This is a genomic window from Pseudomonas sp. ML96 (assembly GCF_000761545.1).
Classification (GTDB): Bacteria; Pseudomonadota; Gammaproteobacteria; order Pseudomonadales; family Pseudomonadaceae; genus Aquipseudomonas.
On the sequence record NZ_JPMY01000001.1, the window covers coordinates 38,479 to 58,996 of the forward strand.

The window sequence follows — 20,518 nt, forward strand, 5'->3', positions numbered from 1 at the left end:
GCTTTGCTTACACCAAACAACTAAGAAACAACTCAACAGAAATAAGGGGACTTAAGAGTGAACAAGTCGGAACTGATTGATGCCATCGCCGCATCCGCTGATATCCCGAAAGCTGTTGCTGGCCGCGCGCTGGACGCAGTGATTGAATCCGTCACTGGCGCTCTGAAGGCTGGTGATTCCGTGGTGCTGGTTGGCTTCGGTACTTTCGCTGTTAAAGAGCGTGCTGCTCGTACCGGCCGCAACCCGCAGACTGGCAAGCCGATCAAGATCGCTGCTGCCAAGATCCCAGGCTTCAAAGCTGGCAAGGCTCTGAAAGACGCCGTCAACTAAGCGTCTCTCGGGCTTGGCCCTCGCCGGGCTGGGGTGACCCGATCCGGCACGGAGCAGCGAAAGCGCTCCAACAGTTATGAGAAGGCGCATCCTCGGATGCGCCTTTCTTTTATCCGGATTTCATACCCACGCTGCATGGCTGCTTCAGTGCTGGCGTTTCGGGGGAAGCATGCTGCAGAACATCAGGGACAACTCCCAAGGCTGGATCGCCAAGGCAATCATTGGCGTGATCGTCGTGCTGATGGCCCTTACCGGTTTCGATGCCATTATCCAGTCCACCAGCAATAGCCGTAACGCCGCCGAGGTCAATGGCGAAGACATCAGCCTGGACAGCCTCAACGCTGCGGTTGATATGCAGCGCCGTCAGCTGATCCAGCAGTTCGGCAAGGACTTCGATGCCTCCCTGCTGGACGACAAGCTGCTGCGCAATGCCGCTCTCGACAGCCTGGTCGAGCGCACCCTGCTGCTGCAAGGCGCCAAAGAGTCGGGCATGGACTTCTCCGATGCCTCGCTGGATCAACTGATCCTGCAGACTCCGGCCTTCCAGATCGATGGCAAGTTCAACTCCGCACGCTTCGACCAGATCCTGCAGCAGCAGGGCATGACCCGCATGCAGTTCCGCGAGCGTCTGCGCCAGGACGTGCTGGTCAGCCAGCTGCAGGCCACCCTGGCCGGTAGCAACTTCGTCACCGACGCCGAGCTGCAGACCTTCGTTCAGCTGGATCGGCAGACCCGCGACTTCGCCAGCCACACCGTGGCGGCGGACGCCAAGGCGGTCGAGCTGAAGGATGACGAGATCAAGGCTTACTACGATGGTCACCAGGACCAGTTCATGAGCCCTGAGCAGGTCGTGATCGAGTATGTCGAACTGACCAAGGACAGTTTCTTCGCCCAGGCCAAGGCCAGCGATGACGAGCTGCAGGCGCTGTACCAGAAGGAAGTCGCCAATCTGTCCGAGCAGCGCCGTGGCGCGCACATCCTGCTGGAGGTGAACGACAAGCTCAGCGACGCGCAGGCCAAGGCCAAGCTCGAGGAAGTGGCTGCCCGCCTGAAGCAGGGTGAGGACTTCGCCAAGCTGGCCAAGGAAGTTTCTCAGGACCCGGGTTCCGCCAGCAGTGGTGGTGATCTGGGCTTCGCCGGCCCGGGCGTATACGACCCCGAGTTCGAAGCCGCGCTGTATGCGCTGAAGAAGGACGAGGTTTCCGCACCGGTGCGCACCGCCTTCGGCTGGCACCTGATCAAGCTGCTGGATGTGCAGGCGGCAGAAGTGCCGAGCTTTGCCAGCCTGAAAGACAAGCTGGAGCGCGACGTCAAGGCGCAACAGGTAGAACAGCGCTTCGTCGAGGCTGCCAAGCAGCTGGAAGAAGCCAGCTTCGAGGCTTCCGACCTGTCCCAGCCGGCTCAGGAGTTGGGCCTGAAGGTGCAGACCAGTGGTGCCTTCGGTCGTGAAGGCGGTGAGGGCGTTGCCGCCAATCGTCAGGTGGTGCAGGCCGCCTTCAGCTCCGAAGTCCTGGAAGATGGCGCCAACAGCGGTGCCATCGAACTGGACCCGGACACCACCCTGGTGCTGCGCGTTAAAGAGCACAAGAAGCCGGCACTGCTGCCTCTGGAAGAAGTGACCGCCAGCATCCGCAATACCCTGGCGCAGAAGAAGGCCGGCGAAGTCGCCAAGGCTGACGGCGAGGCGCTGATCGCCTCCCTGCGCAAGGGTGAGGGCGAGACCAAGGACTGGAAAGTGGTACAGGCCGCTGGTCGCAGTCAGGACGGTATCGAGCCGGTGGTGCTGCAGGCGCTGTTCCGTATGAGCAAGCCGGGTGAAGATGGTAAGCCGACCTTCGCCGGCGTCACGCTGAACAACGGAGACTACGTGGTGCTGCGTCTGGATGGCGTCGGCCAGGCCAAGGCCGAGTTGAGCGAAGAAGAGAAGACCAGCTATCGCCGCTTCCTGGCCTCGCGCGCCGGTCAGCAGGACTTCGCTGCCTATCGCAAGCATCTGCAGGAAGAGGCCGATATCGAGCGCTTCTAAGCGCCGCGTCGGCTCTGAATGCTAAAGGCCGCTGAGTGATCAGCGGCCTTTTTATTTGGGCCAGATAAAGTTGAGTGCATAAAAAAGCCCGGCATCTAGCCGGGCTTTTTTGCTGGGCGGCGAGGATCAGTCCTCGATGGCGCCCATGGCGGTGGTGTTGAAGCCGCCGTCGACGTAGAGGATCTCGCCGCTGATGCCCGAAGCCAGGTCGGAGCAGAGGAAGGCGCCGGCATTGCCGACTTCTTCGATGGTCACGTTGCGGCGCAGCGGGGTCTGCTTCTCGTTGGCGGCGAGCATCTTGCGGAAGCTCTTGATGCCGGAAGCGGCCAGGGTGCGGATCGGGCCAGCGGAGATGGCGTTGACGCGGGTGCCTTCCGGGCCGAGGCTGCCGGCCAGGTAGCGTACGCCGGCCTCCAGGCTGGCCTTGGCCATACCCATCACGTTGTAGTTGGGCATGGTGCGCTCGGCACCCAGGTAGGAGAGGGTGAGGATGCTGCCGTTGCGGTTCTGCATCAGCTCGCGACCGGCCTTGGCCAGGGCCACCAGGCTGTAAGCGCTGATGTCGTGGGCGATCTTGAAGCCTTCGCGGGTGGTGACGGCGGTGAAGTCGCCATCCAGCTGGTCGCCAGGGGCGAAGCCGACGGAGTGAACGATGCAGTCCAGGCCGTCCCACTTCTTGCTCAGCTCCTCGAAGACCTTGGCGATCTCCTCGTCATTGGCCACGTCGCAAGGGAAGCACAGCTCGGGGTTGGAGCCCCAGCCAGCGGCGAATTCTTCGACGCGGCCCTTGAGCTTGTCGTTCTGGTAGGTGAAGGCGAGCTCGGCGCCCTCGCGGTGCATGGCGGCGGCGATGCCCGAGGCGATCGACAGTTTGCTGGCCACGCCAACGATCAGTACGCGCTTACCGGCGAGAAAACCCATGTGCGTCATTCCTCTTTCAGTTAATCGGCGGTCGCCGGAGCCATGAATGCGGCTTCCAGCAACTGCTGGGTATAAGGGTGCTGAGGCGTGGCGAATACCTGCTCGGCCGGCCCCTGTTCAACCACCTTGCCCTGTTTTACCACCATCAGCTGGTGGCTCAGGGCCCTGACCACCGCCAGGTCATGGCTGATGAACAGGTACGTCAGGTTGTACTTGGCCTGCAACGAGCGCAGGAGTTCCACCACCTGGCGCTGTACCGTGCGGTCGAGCGCCGAAGTGGGCTCGTCCAGCAGTATCAGCGCCGGTTTCAGCACCAGTGCCCGGGCAATGGCAATCCGCTGCCGTTGCCCGCCGGAAAACTCATGGGGATAGCGGTGCCGGGTTTCCGGATCCAGGCCTACCTCCTTGAGTGCGTCGATGACGGCTTGCTCCTGCTCCTCTTCGCTGCCGATCCCGTGGATACGCAGGCCCTCGCCGACGATCTGGCTCACGCACATGCGTGGGCTGAGACTGCCGAAGGGGTCTTGGAAGACCACCTGCATCTGCCGCCGCAGCGGCCTTACGGCCTGTTGCGACAGCCCATCCAGCGCCTGGCCCTGGAAGCGGATGGCGCCCTGGCTGCTCAGCAGCCGCAGAATCGCCATGCCGAGGGTGGACTTGCCGGAGCCGCTTTCACCCACGATGCCCAGGGTCTGGCCCTGGGGCAGGCTGAAACCGATTCCGTCCACCGCCTTCACGTGATCGACCGTGCGCCGCAACACTCCCTTCTTGATCGGGAACCACACGCGCAGGTCGTCCACTTCCAGTAGCGGCGCGCCGGCGGGGTTGTCCGCAGGCATGCCGCTGGGCTCGGCGCCAAGCAGTTCCCGGGTATACGGATGCTGCGGAGCGCGGAACAATTCATCACACGACGCCTGTTCGACGATGCAACCGCGCTGCATGACACATACGCGATGGGCGATTCGTCGCACCAGGTTGAGATCGTGGGTGATCAGCAGCAGGGCCATGCCCAGGCGGGCCTGTAATTCCTTGAGCAGATCGAGGATTTTCAACTGCACGGTGACGTCCAGCGCGGTGGTCGGCTCGTCGGCGATCAGCAGTTCCGGCTCGTTGGCCAGGGCCATGGCGATCATCACGCGCTGACGCTGGCCGCCGGACAGCTCGTGCGGATAGGCCTTGAGGCGCTTGGCCGGCTCGGGAATGCCGACCAGCTCCAGCAGTTCGATGATCCGTGCCTGGGCGGCGTTGCCGGTCAGGCCCTTGTGCCAGGCCAGTACCTCGCCGATCTGCTTGCCGATGCTGTGCAGCGGGTTGAGCGAGGTCATCGGCTCCTGGAACACCATGGCGATGCGGTTGCCACGAATGCCGCGCAGCTTGTCCGGGGCTAGCTTGAGCAGGTCCTGGCCGCCGTACTGGATGCTGCCGGCCGGGTGGCGGGCCAGCGGGTAGGGCAGCAGGCGCAGGATGGAGTGGGCGGTGACCGACTTACCCGAGCCGCTCTCGCCGACCAGGGCCAGGGTCTCGCCCTTGCGGATATCGAAGCTGACGCCTTCGATCACGCGCTGGGCCTTGTTGCCGACGACGAACTCGACGGCCAGGTCGCGCACTTCGATGAGGTTGTTCTGCTCGGTCATCTCATTTCCTCGGGTCGAAGGCATCACGGGCGGCTTCGCCGATGAACACCAGCAGGCTGAGCATCAGAGCCAGCACGGCGAAGGCGCTGATACCCAGCCAGGGCGCCTGCAGGTTGGCCTTGCCCTGGGCCACCAGCTCACCCAGCGAGGGCTCGCCGGCGGGCAGGCCGAAGCCGAGGAAGTCCAGCGAGGTCAGGGTGCCGATTGCCCCGGTGAGGATGAAGGGCATGAAGGTCATGGTCGAGACCATGGCGTTGGGCAGGATGTGGTGGAACATGATGCCGCCGTTGCCCATGCCCAGCGCGCGGGCCGCACGCACGTACTCCAGGTTGCGGCCGCGGAGGAACTCGGCGCGCACCACGTCGACCAGGCTCATCCAGGAGAACAGCAGCATGATGCCCAGCAGCCACCAGAAGTTGGGCTGCACGAAGCTGGCCAGGATGATCAGCAGATAGAGCACCGGCAGTCCCGACCAGACCTCGAGGAAGCGCTGGCCAGCCAGGTCGACCCAGCCGCCATAGTAGCCCTGCAGGGCGCCTGCGAACACGCCGATGATCGAGCTGGCGATGGTCAGCGCCAGAGCGAACAACACCGATACGCGGAAGCCGTAGATCACCCGCGCCAGCACATCGCGGCCCTGGTCGTCGGTGCCCAGCCAGTTCTGCGCCGAGGGCGGAGCGGGGGCGGGTACCTGCAGTTCGTAGTTGATGCTGGCGTAGTCGAAGGGAATGGGCGGCCAGACCATCCAGCCATCCTTCTCTGCGATCAGCTCCTGGATGTAAGGGCTCTTGTAGTTGGCCTGCAGCGGGAATTCGCCACCGAAGGTGGTCTCCGGGTAGCGCTTGAGCACCGGGAAGTACCATTCGCCGTCGTAGTGCACGGCCAGCGGCTTGTCGTTGGCGATCAGTTCGGCACCCAGGCTGAGGACGAACAGGATGAGGAACAGCCACAGCGACCACCAGCCACGGCGGTGGGCCTTGAACAGGGCGAAGCGGCGCTGGTTGAGCGGGGAGAGCGTCATTCTCAGTTCTCCCGGCTGTCGAAGTCGATGCGCGGATCGATCAGGGTGTACATCAGGTCGCTCACCAGCTTGGCCAGCAGGCCGAACAGAGAAAAGATGAACAGGGTGCCGAACACCACCGGGTAGTCGCGGTTGACGATCGACTCGAAGCCCAGCAGGCCGAGGCCGTCGAGGGAGAAGATCACCTCGATCAGCATCGAGCCGGCGAAGAAGATGCCCAGCACGGCAGATGGGAAGCCGGCGACCACGATGAGCATGGCGTTGCGGAACACATGGCCGTAGAGCACGCGGTTGTCGGTCAGGCCCTTGGCGCGGGCGGTGACCACGTATTGCTTGCCGATCTCGTCGAGGAAGCTGTTCTTGGTTAGCAGGGTGAGGGTGGCGAAGTTGCCGATCACCAGCGCCGTCACCGGCAGGGCCAGGTGCCAGAAGTAGTCGAGAATCTTGCCGCCCAGGCTGAGCTCGTCGAAGTTGCCTGAGGTCAGCCCGCGCAAGGGGAACCAGTCCCAGTAGCTGCCGCCGGCGAACAGCACGATCAGCAGAATGGCGAAGAGGAATGCAGGGATGGCGTAGCCGACGATGATCGCCGAGCTAGTCCAGACGTCGAAGGCGCTGCCGTGGCGTGTGGCCTTGGCGATGCCCAAGGGGATCGAGATCAGGTAGGTGATCAGGGTGCTCCATAACCCGAGCGATATGGAGACCGGCATCTTCTCCAGAATCAGGTCGACCACGCTGGCGTCACGGAAGAAGCTCTCACCGAAGTCCAGTTGCGCGTAGCTGCTGAGCATCAGCCAGAAACGCTCCGGGGCGGACTTGTCGAAGCCGTACATCTTCTCGATTTCTTCGACCAGTTTGGGGTCCAGACCCTGTGATCCGCGGTAGTTGGAGCCGGCTGTAGCCACCTCACCACCACCGCCGGAGATCCGCCCGGTGGCGCCGCCGGCAGCGGCATCGAAGCCTTCCAGCTTGGCGATCATCTGCTCCACCGGGCCGCCCGGTGCGGCCTGGACGATGATGAAGTTGATCAGCAGGATGCCCAGCAGGGTAGGGATGATCAGCAGCAGGCGGCGGACGATATAGGCCAGCATTACTGGGCTTCCTGCTTGGGTTCGGTTGCGGTGGCGGGCTTGGCCTTCGGCGGATTCAGCGGGGTTTCCTCCCACCAGGTCATCAGGCCGTAGTCATACAGCGGCGTGACTTCGGGGCGGCCGAAGCGCTTCCAGTAGGCCACACGCCAGGTGTCCACGTAATAGTTCGGCACCACGTAGTGGCCCCAGAGCAGGGCGCGGTCCAGGGCGCGGGCGTGGGTGATCAGCGATTTGCGCGAGTCGGAGCGGATCAGCCCGTCCACCAGTTGGTCGATGGCCGGATCGCGCAGGCCCATCAGGTTGCGGCTGCCCGGGTTGTCGGCGCTGGCGGAGTGCCAGAATTCGCGCTGCTCGTTACCCGGCGAGGTGGACTGCGGCCAGATCGCCGAGGTCATGTCGAAGTCGCGCGAACGCAGGCGGTTGATGTACTGCGAGGTGTCGACGCGGCGGATCTGCAGGTCGATGCCCAGCTCGGCCAGGTTGCGTTTGAACGGCAGGATCACCCGCTCCAGGTTGGGCTGGAAGTTGAGGAACTCGAAGGCTAGCTGCTTGCCGTCCGGGCCGATCATCTTGTCGTCCTGGATGCGGTAGCCGGCCTCGGTCAGCAGCTGGAAGGCCTTGCGGCTCTGTTCGCGGATGATGCCGCTGCCGTCGCTGACTGGCGGCTTGAACTCCTGGGTGAAGACTTCCGGCGGTAGCTTGTCGCGCAGCGGCTCGAGCAGCTTCAACTCGGCCTCGGAGGGCAGGCCGGTGGCAGCCATCTCGGAGTTTTCGAAGTAGCTGTGGGTGCGCTTGTAGGCGCCATAGAACAGCTGCTTGCTGGCCCACTCGAAGTCGAACAGTTCGGAGATGGCCTCGCGTACGCGGCGATCCTGGAACATCGGGCGGCGCAGGTTGAACACATAGCCCTGCATGCCGGCCGGATTGTGGTTGGGAATGGCCTGCATGGCGAACTTGCCGGCTCGCAGAGCCGGGCTGTCGTAGCCGGTATTCCAGTCCTTGGCCGAGTACTCGAGATTGACGTCGAACTGGCCGGCCTTGAAGGCCTCCAGGGCGACCTGGGTATCGCGGTAGTAGTCGACGCGGATGCGGTCGAAGTTGTACATGCCGCGGGCGACCGGCAGGTCCTTGCCCCACCAGTCCTTGACCCGCTCGAACTCTACGCTGCTGCCCGGCGATACCTTGCCGATCTTGTAGGGGCCGCTGCCCAGCGGAGGCTCCAGGCCGCCCCTGCCGAAGTCGCGAGTAGCCCACCAGTGCTTGGGCAGCACCTGGATCTGCCCGAGGATCAGCGGCAGCTCACGGTTGTCCTTGTGCTTGAAGTCGAAGCGCACCCGCAGCTTGTCCTCGGCCACTACCTGCGCCACGTCGGCGTAGTAGTGCTGGTACATGGGATCGCCTTTTTCCAGCAGGATGTTGAAGGTGAAGATCACGTCGTCCGCGGTGACCGGGGTGCCGTCGTGGAAGCGCGCCTTGGGGTTGAGGATGAAACGTACGTAACTGTTGTCGGGTGCCTTGTCGATCTTCTCGGCGAGCAGGCCGTATTCGGTGAACGGCTCGTCGGGCGCGTGGTAGGTCAGGCTGTCGTAGATCAGGCCGACACCCACCGGGTTGCCCTTGGGGATGAAGGGGTTAAGGCTGTCGAAGCCGCCGATGTCGCGCTGGCGCAGCAGGCCGCCCTTGGGTGCATCCGGATTGACGTAGTCGAAGTGCTGGAAGTTGGCCGGGTACTTGGGCGCCTCGCCGTACAGGGTGACGGCATGCTTGGGTTCGGCCTGGGCCAGGCCGCTCAGCATCAACAGGGCGGCGCCGAGGGTACGCAGGGAAGGGCTCATCGAACGGTCTCCGTGGGCTTCAGCCACCAGGCCCGCAGCCCCAGGGTATAGGGCGGGGTGGTGACGAAGGCGAACCGATTGCGGTACGCCAGACGATGGTGATTGATGTACCAGTTGGGGATGCTGTAGTGCTGCCAGAGCAGCACCCGGTCCAGGGCCTTGCCGGCCGAGACCTGCTCCTCGCGGGTCTGTGCGGCCAGCAGCTTGTCGAGCAATTCGTCGACCACCGGGTGGCGCACGCCTGAGTAGTTCTTGCTGCCCTTCACGCCGGCCTGGCTGGAGTGGAAATACAACCACTGTTCCAGTCCGGGGCTGAGGCTCTGCGGCAGGGTCATGAGGATCATGTCGTAGTCGAACTGGTCGAGGCGTTGCTTGTACTGGGCGCGGTCCACCGTGCGCAGGTTGGCGCGGATACCGATGCTGGCGAGATTCTCGGTGTAGGGCTGGAGAATGCGTTCCAGGTTGGGATTGACCAGCAGAATCTCGAAACGCAGTGCTTCGCCCTTGGCGTTGACCAGGCTCTGCCCGGAAGGTTTCCAGCCGGCCTCGGCGAGCAGGCCGAGCGCCTTGCGCAATGTCTCGCGCGGGATGCCGCGACCGTCGGTGGCGGGCAGGGTGAAGGGCTCGGTGAACAGCTTGGCCGGCAGTTGCTTGCGATAGGGCGACAGCAGCAGCCATTCATTGCCTTCCGGGATGCCGGCGGCGCTGAACTCGCTGTTGGGGTAGTAGCTGTTGCTGCGCTTGTAGGCGCTGTTGAACAGGGCGCGGTTGGTCCACTCGAAGTCGAACATCAGGCCCAGGGCCTCGCGTACCTTGCGCTGGGCGAAGGTGTCGCGGCGGGTGTTCATGAACAGCGCCTGGGTCTGGGTCGGAATCTGGTGCGGGATCTCTGCGCGAATCACATCGCCACGGGCGATGGCCGGGAAGCGATAGGCGTTGGCCCAGTTCTTCGCCTGATGCTCGATGTAGAAGTCGAATTCGCCAGCCTTGAACGCCTCGAAGGCGACACTGCTGTCGCGGTAGAACTCCACCTCGACGCGGTCGAAGTTGTACTTGCCGCGGTTGACCGCCAGCTTCTCGCCCCACCAGTCCTTGACCCGCTCGAACACCAGGCGCCGGCCCGGCTCGACCTGGGTGATGCGGTAGGGGCCGCTGCCCAGCGGCACGTCGAAGCTGGTGGCGCGGAAGTCGCGATTCTTCCAGTAGTGCTGGGCCAGCACCGGCAGCTCGCCGAGGCGCAGGATCAGCAGGGGGTTGCCGGCACGCTTGAACACGAAACGGATGCGGTGGCGATTGAGGATGTCGACCCTTTTGACCTCCTGCAGGTTGGTGCGGTACTGCGGATGGCCATCCTTGATCAGGGTGCGGTAGGAGAAGGCCACGTCATAGGCGGTGATCGGCTTGCCATCGTGGAAGCGGGCTTCTTCGCGCAGGTTGAACACCACCCAGCTGCGGTCCTCGCTGTACTCAACGCTCTTGGCGATCAGGCCGTAGCTGGAGGCGGGCTCGTCGCCAGAGGGGTCGTAGGCGCCGGTGCCGACCATCAGTGGCTCGTTGAACTCGCTGACCCCGTATTGCAGGAAATTGGGCGCGGCGGCGGGGCTGCTGCCCTTGAAACTGTAGGGGTTGAGCGTGTCGAAGGTGCCGTAGGCCATCACCCGCAGGGTGCCGCCCTTGGGCGCGTCGGGGTTGACCCAGTCGAAGTGGGTGAAGCTGGCTGGATACTTGAGCGCGCCGAACTGGGCATAACCATGGCTTTCGCTGAGGGTCGCGAAGGCGGGGAAACTCATGGCCAGGCCGAGGATCAGTGAGATCAGGGAGCGCATCGGGTGCGGGGTCCGGTCCATGGGGCTTCTGAGGGCATTTGTGAAGGCAGGAATGAGTGCGCGGGCGCCTGTTTCGTCGCCGTTAGTGGCTTTTGGCCACCCATTCGCGCTGCGCAGGTCTGCCTGCAGGCCGGCCGCTGTTTGATCCGTACAGTAACAGCTTGTATAGGCAGGAAAAAGAGTGCCTTTTGGGCAGCGAGTGCCATCAATTTGATTACACTGAAACAAATTGCAATGAGGTCGCCGCCTTGGCTGAACGCAGTATCGGGTTACAGGCATGGATAGAGCGCTTGAATCAGGCCGAATTGCCTGCCCTCGCCACCGTGGTGCAGGACCTGCATCGCCTGTCGCAGGCGGACAAGGCCTCGGTACAGCAACTGGCCGACCTGCTGCTGCGCGATGCGTCGTTGACCTCCAAGGTGCTGCGGGTCGGTAACAGCGTCTACTACAACCCCTCCCAGGAAAGCATCCGCACCATCTCGCGGGCGATCGTGCTGATCGGTTTCGACAATGTGCGCCTGATCGGCATGTCGGTCAGTCTGATCGACAGCCTGCTGACCAAGGTGCCGCGCGAGCAGCTGCAGATGCTCCTGGCGCGCTCCTTCCACGCCGCCGTGCAGGCGCGCAACATCGCCGGCTACGTGCTGACCAAGAATCAGGAAGAGGTGTTCATCGCCGCCTTGCTGCACACGGTGGGCGAGCTGGCCTTCTGGGCCTGTGGCGGCGAGCAGGCCGACGAACTGGCCGACGCCCTGGAACAGTCGGGCGTGGACGTCGATGAGGCGGTGCGCCAGGTACTCGGCACCAGCTTCCGCCAGCTCACGCAGGGCCTGGTGAAGAGCTGGAACCTCGGCGAGCTGGCCAGCTTCGCCCATGGCAGCGGCAACCAGCACGATCCGGCGGTACGTGCCGTCAGCCTGGGCGTGAAGATCAGCGAGGCAGCGCTGGACGGTTGGGACTCGCCGGAGATGGAGAAGTTGGTGCAGCAGCTGGCCGACTTCACCGGCATCAGCGCCGAAGAAGCGCTCAAGCAGGTGCTGGAGAGCGCGGAAGAGGCCGTCGAGGTGGCCGCCACCTTTGGTGCCGGTCAGCTGTGCAAGCTGATCCCCAACACCGACCCCGAGCAGATCAAGCTGCAGCAGCAGGAGCGCAAGGCGCGCCTGCTACAACCGAACCTGCTGGTACTGCAACAGGCGCTGCAGGACCTGGGCATGATGGTCAACCAGAAGGGCGACGTGAGTCTGGTGCTGGAAACCCTGCTCAAGGGCCTGCATCAGGGTGCAGGGCTGGAACGGGTGATGCTCGCTGTGCTGGCCGACGGACAGACCAGTTTCCGCGCCAAGCGTGCAGTGGGCGAGGGTACCGAGAAGTGGCTGACGGACTTCCAGTTGCCGGCTAAGCAGGCCGAGCAGCCGCACATCTTCAGTTATGCGCTGCGCAACCGCGAGGCGCTGTGGATGGGAGTGCCGGCCAGCTACAACCTGGCCGAACTGGTGACCCTGCCGATGCGCCAGCTGCTCGGCCAGGGCATGTTCTTCATCGCTCCCCTGCTGGCCGGCACGCGCGAGATCGGCGTGCTCTATGCCGACAGCAGGCTGTCCGGAAGGGCGCTCAAGCACGAGCAGTTCGTCGCCTTCCAGCGCTTTACCCAACTGACCGGGCGTTGTCTGGAGGCGCTCGGCAAGCGCTAACGAAAAGGCCGCCCGGAGGCGGCCTTTTCATTTCTGGCATCAGTCGAGATACAGCGTCAGGGTCTGTCCCGGCTTCAGCGCACGGCTATCGCTGCGTGGGTTCCAGCTCTGCAGATTCTTGACATCGACCTTGAAGCGCTGGGCAATCAGGTACATCGAGTCGCCACTCTTGACCCGGTAGTAGGTGATGCTCTGCCGGTCATCGCGCGGCTTGCTCGCTGCCATCGAGTTGCCGGTGCCGCCGCTGCCGCCACGCAGTTCCAGGACCTGGCCGAGGCTCAGCTTGCTGCGCGCGTTGAGACCGTTCCAGCGCTGCAGGTCCTGCAGCGATACGCCGTGGGCATTGGCGATCTGCCAGAGGTTGTCGCCGCTCTTCACCTTGTAACGCTGCGGGTGGCTCGCCGGCGCCTTGGCCACCTGCTGCGCAGGCGTGTCGATCGGCTTGCGCCCGCCCTGGGCGGGAATGCTCAGTACCTGGCCGACGCGCAGGTTGTTGCTGCGCAGCTTGTTGGCGTCCTTCAGGGCGTTGACCGACACATCGTGGCGGCTGGCAATGCTGTGCAGGCTGTCGCCCGAGCGCACCCGGTAGTCCTGCCACTGGGCCAGGGCCTGCGGCTTCATCATCGCCAGGCTGGCATTGAACTGCTCGGCCTTGGCGATGGGCACCAGCAGGTGCTGCGGGCCGTCCATGGTGATGCCTTTCTTGAACGCCGGGTTGAGGCTTTCCAGCTCGTCCTCTTCCATGTCGACCATGGCCGCCAGGCGCGCCAGGTCCAGGCCCGGCTTGCTGGCCACCTGCTCGAAGTAGGGCTCGTTGGCGATCGGGTTGAGGCGCACGCCGTAGGCTTCCGGCGACTGCACGATCTGCGACAGGGCCAGCAGCTTGGGCACGTAGTTCTGGGTTTCCTGCGGCAGCGGCAGGTTCCAGTAGTCGGTGGGTAGGCCGAGCTTCTGGTTGCGCTCAATGGCGCGGCTGACCGTGCCTTCACCGGCGTTGTAGGCGGCCATCGCCAGCAGCCAGTCGCCGTTGAACATGTCGTGCAGGCGAGTCAGGTAGCTCAGCGCGGCGTTGGTCGAGGCGGTGATGTCGCGGCGGCCGTCGTACCAGTTGGTCTGGCGCAGGTTGAAGTGGCGCCCCGTGGAGGGGATGAACTGCCACAGGCCGACCGCATGGCTGCGCGAGTAGGCGTAGGGGTTGTAGGCGCTCTCGATCACCGGCAGCAGGGCCAGTTCCATCGGCATGTTGCGCTCTTCCAGACGCTCGACCACGTAGTGGATGTACAGGCTGCCGCGGTCGCTGGCGCTTTCCAGGAACGAGGGGTTGCTGACGAACCACAGGCGCTGGTTCTCGATGCGCGGGTTGACGCCGATCTCGTCCTGCAGCTTGAAGCCGTCGCGCATGCGTTCCCAGATGTCCTTGGGCACTTCCGGCTCGGCGGCTTGGCTGAGCCACTGCGGCTCCTGGGGCAGGTTGGCGGTGGGATCGCTATCGACACTGTCACCCGAGTGCATGCTCTGGCAGCCGCTCAGGCCAATGCACAACACCACCGCCAGAGCCCTTGCTCTCCGTGCCAACGCGTCTGAATCAAGGGTTCCGAAAGGTAATAAGAACATTGGTTTCTAGTATCTGCCGGCGCAAAAATTCCGGGGATTCTAGAAATGGCCCCTGGGGTGGTCAAGTTTTCACCAGTCCGCCGGTCCGTTGTCAGGCCACCTTGAACTGGTCTTTCCAGCTACGCAGGTAGGTGAAGACCTCGTCCTTGGTGCGTTGCCGGGCACCGTCCCGCTCGTCGATTTTTTCTTTAATGGATGTTTCGTCGCAGCGCAGGAAGGGGTTGGTCGCCTTCTCCAGCGCGATGTTCGACGGCAGGCTGATACGGCCGCTGGCACGCCAGGCGCTGACTTCGGCGAAACGTGCGGCGATGGCCTGGTTCCCGGGCTCCACAGCGCGAGCGAAGTGCAGGTTGCTCAGCGTGTATTCGTGGGTGCAGTACACGGCGGTGGCGTCTGGCAGCGCCGCCAGGCGTTGCAGGGACTGGTTCATCTGCTGCGGCGTGCCCTCGAACAGGCGGCCGCAGCCGGCGGCGAACAGCGTGTCGCCACAGAACAGCCAGCCTTCCTCGGCCTGGTAGTAGGCGATGTGGCCGAGGGTGTGGCCGGGCACCGCATATATAAGGAAGCTGCGGCCAAGCACGTCGATGCGCTCGCCGTCATCCAGAGCCAGGTCACGCGCGGGAATCTTTTCCTGCGCAGGCCCGCTGACCCGCGCGCCGGTCACATCCTTCAGTTTGGCCACACCGCCGACATGGTCGGGATGATGGTGGGTGATGAGGATGTCGCTGAGTTGCCAGTCAGGGTGCGCGGCCAGCCAGTCCAGCACCGGTTGGGCGTCACCGGGGTCGACCACGGCGCAGCGGCGGGTGTCGGCATCCTGCAGCAGCCAGATGTAGTTGTCGCTGAAGGCGGGGAGTGCATCGATATGGAACATGTTCGGGGTCGCCAAGCGGAAGACAATGGCGCATCTTAATCGGCATCACCGAGCTTGTGTCATGGAGGTCCCGATGAGCGAACAACCCTTCGCCCAGGCCGATGCCGAATGGCTGCAGCTGACCTGCGCCGCCCGCGAGTGGCTGGCCTCGCCGCTCGGCGAGTTGCTCCTGGCCGAACAGCGCCGGGCCCTGGACGAGGAGCTGGCGCGCTACTTCGGTGGTTATCTGGTGCACTACGGCCCGGCCGAGAGCGAGCCGCCCAAGGCGCCGCAGATTCGCAGCAACGTGCGCCTCGGTGCGCCGCTGGCCGGTGTGCACATTGCCTGCGAGGAGCAAGCTTGGCCGTTGGGCGAGCACGCGGCCGATGTGGTGGTGCTGCAGCATGGTCTGGATTTCTGCCTGTCGCCGCATGGTTTGCTGCGCGAAGCGGCGCGCAGTGTGCGCCCCGGCGGCTACCTGCTGGTCACCGGGATCAACCCCTGGAGCACCTGGGGCCTGCGCCATTACTTCGCGCGCGACGGCTTCCGCCAGGCCCGCTGCATCTCGCCCAGCCGCCTGGCGGACTGGCTCAGCCTGCTCGGCTTCGCGCTGGAGAAACGTCGCTTCGGGTGCTATCGTCCGCCGCTTTCTGCGCCGGCCTGGCAGGCGCGCCTGGCTGGGTTGGAGCGCTGGGGCGACCGTTTGCAGGCGCCCGGCGGAGGTTTCTACCTGCTGGTGGCGCGCAAGCTGGTGGTCGGTCTGCGACCGTTGCGCCCGCCACAGCGCGCCAGCATGGGCAAGCTGCTGCCGATGCCGGTGGCCAAGGTCAGTCGGCGCGAATCCGAGAATCAGAGCACTCAATGAGCGAAGAAGTAGTCGAGATCTATACCGATGGCGCCTGCAAGGGCAATCCCGGCCCGGGTGGCTGGGGGGCGCTGATGATCTACAAGGGCGCGGAGAAGGAGTTGTGGGGCGGCGAGCCCAACACCACCAACAACCGCATGGAGCTGATGGCGGCGATCTGCGCGCTGATCGCTCTGACCCGGCCCTGCTCGGTGCGTCTGGTGACCGACTCGCAATACGTGATGAAGGGTATCCAGGAATGGATGCCGAACTGGAAGAAGCGCGGCTGGAAGACCTCGACCAAGGAGCCGGTGAAGAATGCCGACCTGTGGCAGGCGCTGGACGAGCAGGTCAACCGCCACAAGGTCGAGTGGCAATGGGTGCGCGGGCATACCGGCCACCCCGGCAACGAAAAGGCCGATCAGTTGGCCAACCGCGGTGTAGAAGAAGTGAGGGCGAAGAAGCATGCGTAGTGTTGTACTGGATACCGAAACAACCGGCATGCCGGTGACCGATGGTCACCGCATCATCGAGATCGGCTGCGTCGAGCTGGAGGGCCGCCGCCTGACCGGCCGCCACTTCCACGTCTACCTCAACCCCGATCGCGAGATCGACGAGGGCGCCATCGCGGTTCACGGTATCACCAACGAATTCGTTGCCGACAAGCAGCGCTTCAAGGACGTGGCCGACGAGTTCTTCGAGTTCATCACCGGCGCACAGCTGATCATCCACAACGCGGCGTTCGACGTTGGCTTCATCAACAACGAGTTCGCCCTGCTTGGGCAGACCGAGCGTAGCGACGTCAGCGACTACTGCTCGATCCTCGACACCCTGTTGATGGCGCGTGAGCGCCACCCGGGCCAGCGCAACAACCTCGACGCCCTGTGCAAACGCTATGGCGTCGACAACTCCGGTCGTGACCTGCACGGCGCACTGCTTGACGCCGAGATCCTCGCCGACGTCTACCTGACCATGACCGGTGGCCAGACCCACCTGTCGCTGGCCGGTGAAGGTGGCGACGGCTCCGGTCGCGTGCTGCCCAGCCCGATCCGTCGTCTCGATCCGGGCCGCAACCTGACTCGCGTGCTGCGTGCCAGCGACGCCGAGTTGGCCGAGCATGCTGCACGCCTGGCGATCATCGAAAAGTCCGCCGGCGGCCCGTCGCTGTGGGCCAAGATGGACGCGCCGGCGGAAGAGCCAGCAAGCTGAGTGGAAGTGGTCGTATGGCCAATGCGACCTTTTCTTACAGCCTTCCGCACTGGGGGTTCCGCCGCCATCGGTGAACTTCTACCCTGAGGGAATCAGGCGCCGCAGAGCGCCTACCCTCAGGAAGGCACAATGTATAAAGACCTGAACTTCCCCATTCTCATCGTTCACCGCGACATCAAGGCCGATACCGTCGCTGGCGAGCGCGTCCGCGCCATTGCCGCAGAGCTGAGCAAGGACGGTTTCACCATCCTCCCCACCGCCAGCTCCGCCGAGGGCCGCATCGTTGCCTCCACCCACCACGGTCTGGCCTGCATCCTGGTGGCGGCCGAGGGGGCGGGGGAGAACCAGCGTCTGCTGCAGGACATGGTCGAGCTGATCCGCATCGCCCGCGTCCGCGCACCGCAACTGCCGATCTTCGCCCTCGGCGAGCAGGTCACCATCGAGAACGCGCCGGCCGAGGCCATGGCCGACCTCAACCACCTGCGCGGCATCCTCTATCTGTACGAAGACACCGTGTCCTTCCTCGCCCGTCAGGTAGCGCGCGCCGCGCACAACTACCTCGACGGCCTGCTGCCGCCGTTCTTCAAGGCGCTGGTGCAGCACACCGCGCAGTCCAACTATTCCTGGCACACGCCTGGCCACGGTGGTGGTGTGGCCTATCGCAAGAGCCCGGTGGGACAGGCTTTCCACCAGTTCTTCGGCGAGAACACCCTGCGTTCCGACCTCTCGGTATCGGTGCCCGAACTGGGCTCGCTGCTCGATCACACCGGCCCGCTGGCCGAGGCCGAGGCCCGTGCCGCGCGCAACTTCGGCGCCGACCACACCTTCTTCGTGATCAACGGCACCTCGACGGCGAACAAGATCGTCTGGCACTCCATGGTCGGCCGCGACGACCTGGTGCTGGTGGACCGCAACTGCCACAAGTCGATCCTCCATTCGATCATCATGACCGGCGCCATCCCGCTGTACCTGTGCCCGGAACGCAACGAACTGGGCATCATCGGGCCGATTCCGCTCTCCGAGTTCAGCCGGGAATCGATCCAGGCCAAGATCGATGCCAGTCCGCTGGCCCGCGATCGCGCACCCAAGGTCAAGCTGGCGGTGGTGACCAACTCCACCTACGACGGCCTCTGCTACAACGCCGAGATGGTCAAGCAGGCCCTGGGCGATTCGGTGGAAGTGCTGCACTTCGACGAGGCCTGGTACGCCTATGCGGCGTTCCATGAGTTCTACGCCGGGCGCTACGGCATGGGCACCCAGTGCGATGAGCATTCGCCGCTGGTGTTCACCACCCATTCCACCCACAAGCTGCTGGCGGCCTTCAGCCAGGCCTCGATGATCCACGTACAGGACGGCGGTGCACGCCAACTGGACCGTGACCGCTTCAACGAAGCCTTCATGATGCACATCTCCACCTCGCCGCAGTACGGCATCATCGCCTCGCTGGACGTGGCCTCGGCGATGATGGAGGGCCCGGCCGGGCGCTCGCTGATCCAGGAAACCTTCGACGAGGCGCTGAGCTTCCGTCGCGCCCTGGCCAACCTGCGGCAGAACCTGGCGGCGGACGACTGGTGGTTCAGCATCTGGCAGCCAGAGCAGGCCGATGGCGCCGACAGCGTCACCACTGCCGACTGGCTGCTGGCGCCCAACGCCGACTGGCATGGTTTCGGCGAAGTGGCCGAGGACTACGTGCTGCTCGACCCGATCAAGGTCACCCTGGTGATGCCGGGCCTGACCGCCGACGGCAAGCTGGCCGAGGCAGGCATTCCGGCTGCTGTGGTCAGCAAGTTCCTCTGGGAGCGCGGCCTGGTGGTGGAGAAGACCGGCCTGTATTCGTTCCTAGTGCTGTTCTCCATGGGTATCACCAAGGGCAAGTGGAGCACGCTGCTCACCGAACTACTGGAGTTCAAGCGCTTGTACGACGCCAACGTGCCGCTGAGCGAGGCGCTGCCCTCGGTCGCCCGCGAGGGTGGGGCGCGCTACGCCGGCATGGGCCTGCGTGACCTGTGCGACCAGCTGCACGGCTGCTACCGCGAGAACGCCACGGCCAAGGCGCTCAAGCGCATGTACACGGTGTTGCCGCAGGTGGCGATCAAACCGGCCGACGCCTACGACAAGCTGGTGCGCGGCGAGGTGGAAGCGGTGCCGATCGAGCAGTTGGAAGGGCGCATCGCTGCGGTGATGCTGGTGCCCTATCCGCCGGGCATTCCGCTGATCATGCCGGGTGAGCGCTTCACCGCCGAGACCCGCTCGATCATCGACTACCTGCGCTTCGCTCGGACCTTCGACAACCAGTTCCCTGGCTTCGATGCCGATGTTCATGGTCTGCAATGCGAAGAGGCGTGCTATACCGTGGATTGCATCAAGGAGTAACGCACGGCCTGTAACGCCCCGAGTGGCGGCCAGGTCGGCCACGCCATCGGGGGAGTTATGGCTGAGGACAAAGGCAAGCGGGGCGAGATGGGTTTCTGGACCTGTACCGCTCTGGTGGTCGGCAACATGGTTGGTTCGGGGGTGTTTCTCCTGCCTTCCGCTTTGGCCCCCTATGGCGGGCTCAGTCTGGTCGGCTGGCTGGTGTCGACCACCGGCGCGGTGCTGCTGGCACTGACCTTCTCGCGCCTGGCGCGTTTCAATCCCGCCGCCGGCGGCCCTTACGCCTACACCCGCGATGCCTTTGGCGGCTTCGCCGGTTATCTCTGCGCCTGGACCTACTGGAAGGCGGCCTGGATCGGCAACGCGGCCATCGCCGTGACCCTGGTCGGCTACCTGCAGGTGTTCCTGCCGGCCCTGCGTGACCCAGTGCTGACGGTGGCGACGGCCATTGCGGCGATCTGGCTGTGCACCCTGATCAACCTGCGCGGCATCACCGCCTTCGGCTACGTGCAGAACATCCTCACCCTGCTCAAACTGGTGCCGCTGCTGCTGGTCGGCGTGCTCGGCTGGTTCTACTTCAATCCCGAGCACCTGAGCATTCCCGAGCCGGCGCAGCTGCCCGGTGGCGGCTATGCCCAGGCCATCGCCACCACGGCGGCGTTGACCCTGTGGTCGTTCATCGGCCTGGAGTCGGCCACGGTGCCGGCCGAGCATGTGCGCGATCCGCGCCGCACCATCCCGCGGGCCACGCTGTTCGGCACGCTGGTGGCGGCGACCGTGTACATCCTCTCGATCACCGCGGTGCAGGGCATCCTGCCGCCCGAGGTGCTGGGGCGTTCCACCGCGCCCTTCGCCGATGCGGCGCGGGTGATGCTGGGTGACTGGGGCTACTACTTCATCGCCGGTGGCGCGGTGATCGCTTGCCTCGGCGCGCTCAATGGCTGGGTGCTGCTGCAAGGGCAGATTCCCATGGCTACCGCCCGCGACGGCCTGTTGCCGGAGGCGCTGGCCAAGACCAACAAGAACGGCGTGCCAGCCAATGGCCTGCTGGTGTCGGGCGTGCTGGTGACCCTGCTGGTGCTGGTGGATGGGCAGGGCGATCTGGTCGATGTGTTCAACGTGATCATCCTGCTCGGCACCATGGCCGGCGTGGTGCCCTATGTGTTCTGTGCGGCCGCCCTGCTGCACCTGATGGCGGTACGGCCTGGCGAGTTCGGCCGCCATGAGAGCGGCCGCCTGCTATGGATCGGCTG

At 64.5% G+C, this 20,518-nt stretch carries 16 protein-coding genes; 8 read left to right on the forward strand and 8 right to left on the reverse strand.

The genetic code is table 11. The features are described from left to right. The first annotated feature begins 57 nt into the window (after positions 1 to 57). Both hupB and IP89_RS00190 read left to right on the forward strand, forming a co-directional pair. Positions 58 to 330: a nucleoid-associated protein HU-beta gene (hupB, locus tag IP89_RS00185; protein ID WP_003087931.1), complete on the forward strand. Its 273-nt coding sequence runs from the start codon at positions 58 to 60 to the stop codon at positions 328 to 330. A gap of 169 nt (positions 331 to 499) precedes the next feature. Further along, on the forward strand, positions 500 to 2,356 hold the full coding sequence (locus tag IP89_RS00190) for a SurA N-terminal domain-containing protein (RefSeq protein WP_043306867.1): 1,857 nt from the start codon (positions 500 to 502) through the stop codon (positions 2,354 to 2,356). A 126-nt stretch (positions 2,357 to 2,482) separates the two neighbouring features. On the opposite strand, the gene fabI is transcribed toward IP89_RS00190, so the two are convergent. From fabI to IP89_RS00220, 6 genes are read right to left on the reverse strand one after another with little or no spacing between them, the layout of a single operon-like run. Continuing rightward, positions 2,483 to 3,277 (reverse strand): enoyl-ACP reductase FabI, encoded by a 795-nt coding sequence (fabI, locus tag IP89_RS00195; RefSeq protein ID WP_043306868.1) that lies wholly within the window; start codon positions 3,275 to 3,277, stop codon positions 2,483 to 2,485. A gap of 20 nt (positions 3,278 to 3,297) precedes the next feature. Next, a complete protein-coding gene (locus IP89_RS00200) occupies positions 3,298 to 4,911 on the reverse strand; it encodes an ABC transporter ATP-binding protein (protein WP_043306869.1) in 1,614 nt (537 codons plus the stop codon). A 1-nt stretch (position 4,912) separates the two neighbouring features. Continuing rightward, positions 4,913 to 5,932: an ABC transporter permease gene (locus tag IP89_RS00205; RefSeq protein WP_043306870.1), complete on the reverse strand. Its 1,020-nt coding sequence runs from the start codon at positions 5,930 to 5,932 to the stop codon at positions 4,913 to 4,915. A gap of 2 nt (positions 5,933 to 5,934) precedes the next feature. Next, positions 5,935 to 7,020, reverse strand: a complete 1,086-nt coding sequence (locus IP89_RS00210; protein WP_043306871.1) for a microcin C ABC transporter permease YejB — start codon at positions 7,018 to 7,020, stop codon at positions 5,935 to 5,937. Further along, a complete protein-coding gene (locus IP89_RS00215) occupies positions 7,020 to 8,855 on the reverse strand; it encodes an extracellular solute-binding protein (RefSeq protein WP_043306872.1) in 1,836 nt (611 codons plus the stop codon). Before IP89_RS00215 ends, IP89_RS00210 begins: the two co-directional genes overlap by 1 nt. Further along, on the reverse strand, positions 8,852 to 10,681 hold the full coding sequence (locus IP89_RS00220; RefSeq protein ID WP_043306886.1) for an extracellular solute-binding protein: 1,830 nt from the start codon (positions 10,679 to 10,681) through the stop codon (positions 8,852 to 8,854). The genes IP89_RS00215 and IP89_RS00220 overlap by 4 nt, the downstream gene beginning before the upstream one ends. Positions 10,682 to 10,929: 248 nt before the next feature. Here IP89_RS00220 and IP89_RS00225 point away from each other — a divergent pair, with 248 nt between their 5' ends. Next, a complete protein-coding gene (locus IP89_RS00225) occupies positions 10,930 to 12,372 on the forward strand; it encodes an HDOD domain-containing protein (RefSeq protein ID WP_043306873.1) in 1,443 nt (480 codons plus the stop codon). A 39-nt stretch (positions 12,373 to 12,411) separates the two neighbouring features. On the opposite strand, the gene IP89_RS00230 is transcribed toward IP89_RS00225, so the two are convergent. Together IP89_RS00230 and gloB are read right to left on the reverse strand one after the other, a co-directional pair. Continuing rightward, on the reverse strand, positions 12,412 to 13,986 hold the full coding sequence (locus IP89_RS00230) for a LysM peptidoglycan-binding domain-containing protein (protein ID WP_043306874.1): 1,575 nt from the start codon (positions 13,984 to 13,986) through the stop codon (positions 12,412 to 12,414). Positions 13,987 to 14,077: 91 nt separating this feature from the next. Beyond that, a complete protein-coding gene (gene gloB / locus IP89_RS00235) occupies positions 14,078 to 14,860 on the reverse strand; it encodes a hydroxyacylglutathione hydrolase (RefSeq protein WP_043306875.1) in 783 nt (260 codons plus the stop codon). A gap of 73 nt (positions 14,861 to 14,933) precedes the next feature. Here gloB and IP89_RS00240 point away from each other — a divergent pair, with 73 nt between their 5' ends. The 5 genes from IP89_RS00240 to IP89_RS00260 all read left to right on the forward strand — a co-directional run. After that, the gene (locus tag IP89_RS00240) at positions 14,934 to 15,704 is read left to right on the forward strand and encodes a class I SAM-dependent methyltransferase (RefSeq protein WP_043306876.1); all 771 of its coding nucleotides are present in this window, start codon (positions 14,934 to 14,936) and stop codon (positions 15,702 to 15,704) included. Next, entirely contained in the window at positions 15,701 to 16,156 is a 456-nt protein-coding gene (gene rnhA, locus IP89_RS00245) for a ribonuclease HI (RefSeq protein ID WP_043306877.1), read from the forward strand. Before IP89_RS00240 ends, rnhA begins: the two co-directional genes overlap by 4 nt. Then, on the forward strand, positions 16,149 to 16,892 hold the full coding sequence (gene dnaQ / locus IP89_RS00250; protein WP_043306878.1) for a DNA polymerase III subunit epsilon: 744 nt from the start codon (positions 16,149 to 16,151) through the stop codon (positions 16,890 to 16,892). Before rnhA ends, dnaQ begins: the two co-directional genes overlap by 8 nt. Before the next feature lie 129 nt (positions 16,893 to 17,021). Continuing rightward, positions 17,022 to 19,265 (forward strand): Orn/Lys/Arg decarboxylase N-terminal domain-containing protein, encoded by a 2,244-nt coding sequence (locus IP89_RS00255; RefSeq protein ID WP_043306879.1) that lies wholly within the window; start codon positions 17,022 to 17,024, stop codon positions 19,263 to 19,265. A 57-nt stretch (positions 19,266 to 19,322) separates the two neighbouring features. Continuing rightward, positions 19,323 to 20,518: amino acid permease (locus tag IP89_RS00260; RefSeq protein ID WP_043306880.1), on the forward strand; the 1,196-nt coding region annotated here is incomplete at its 3' end.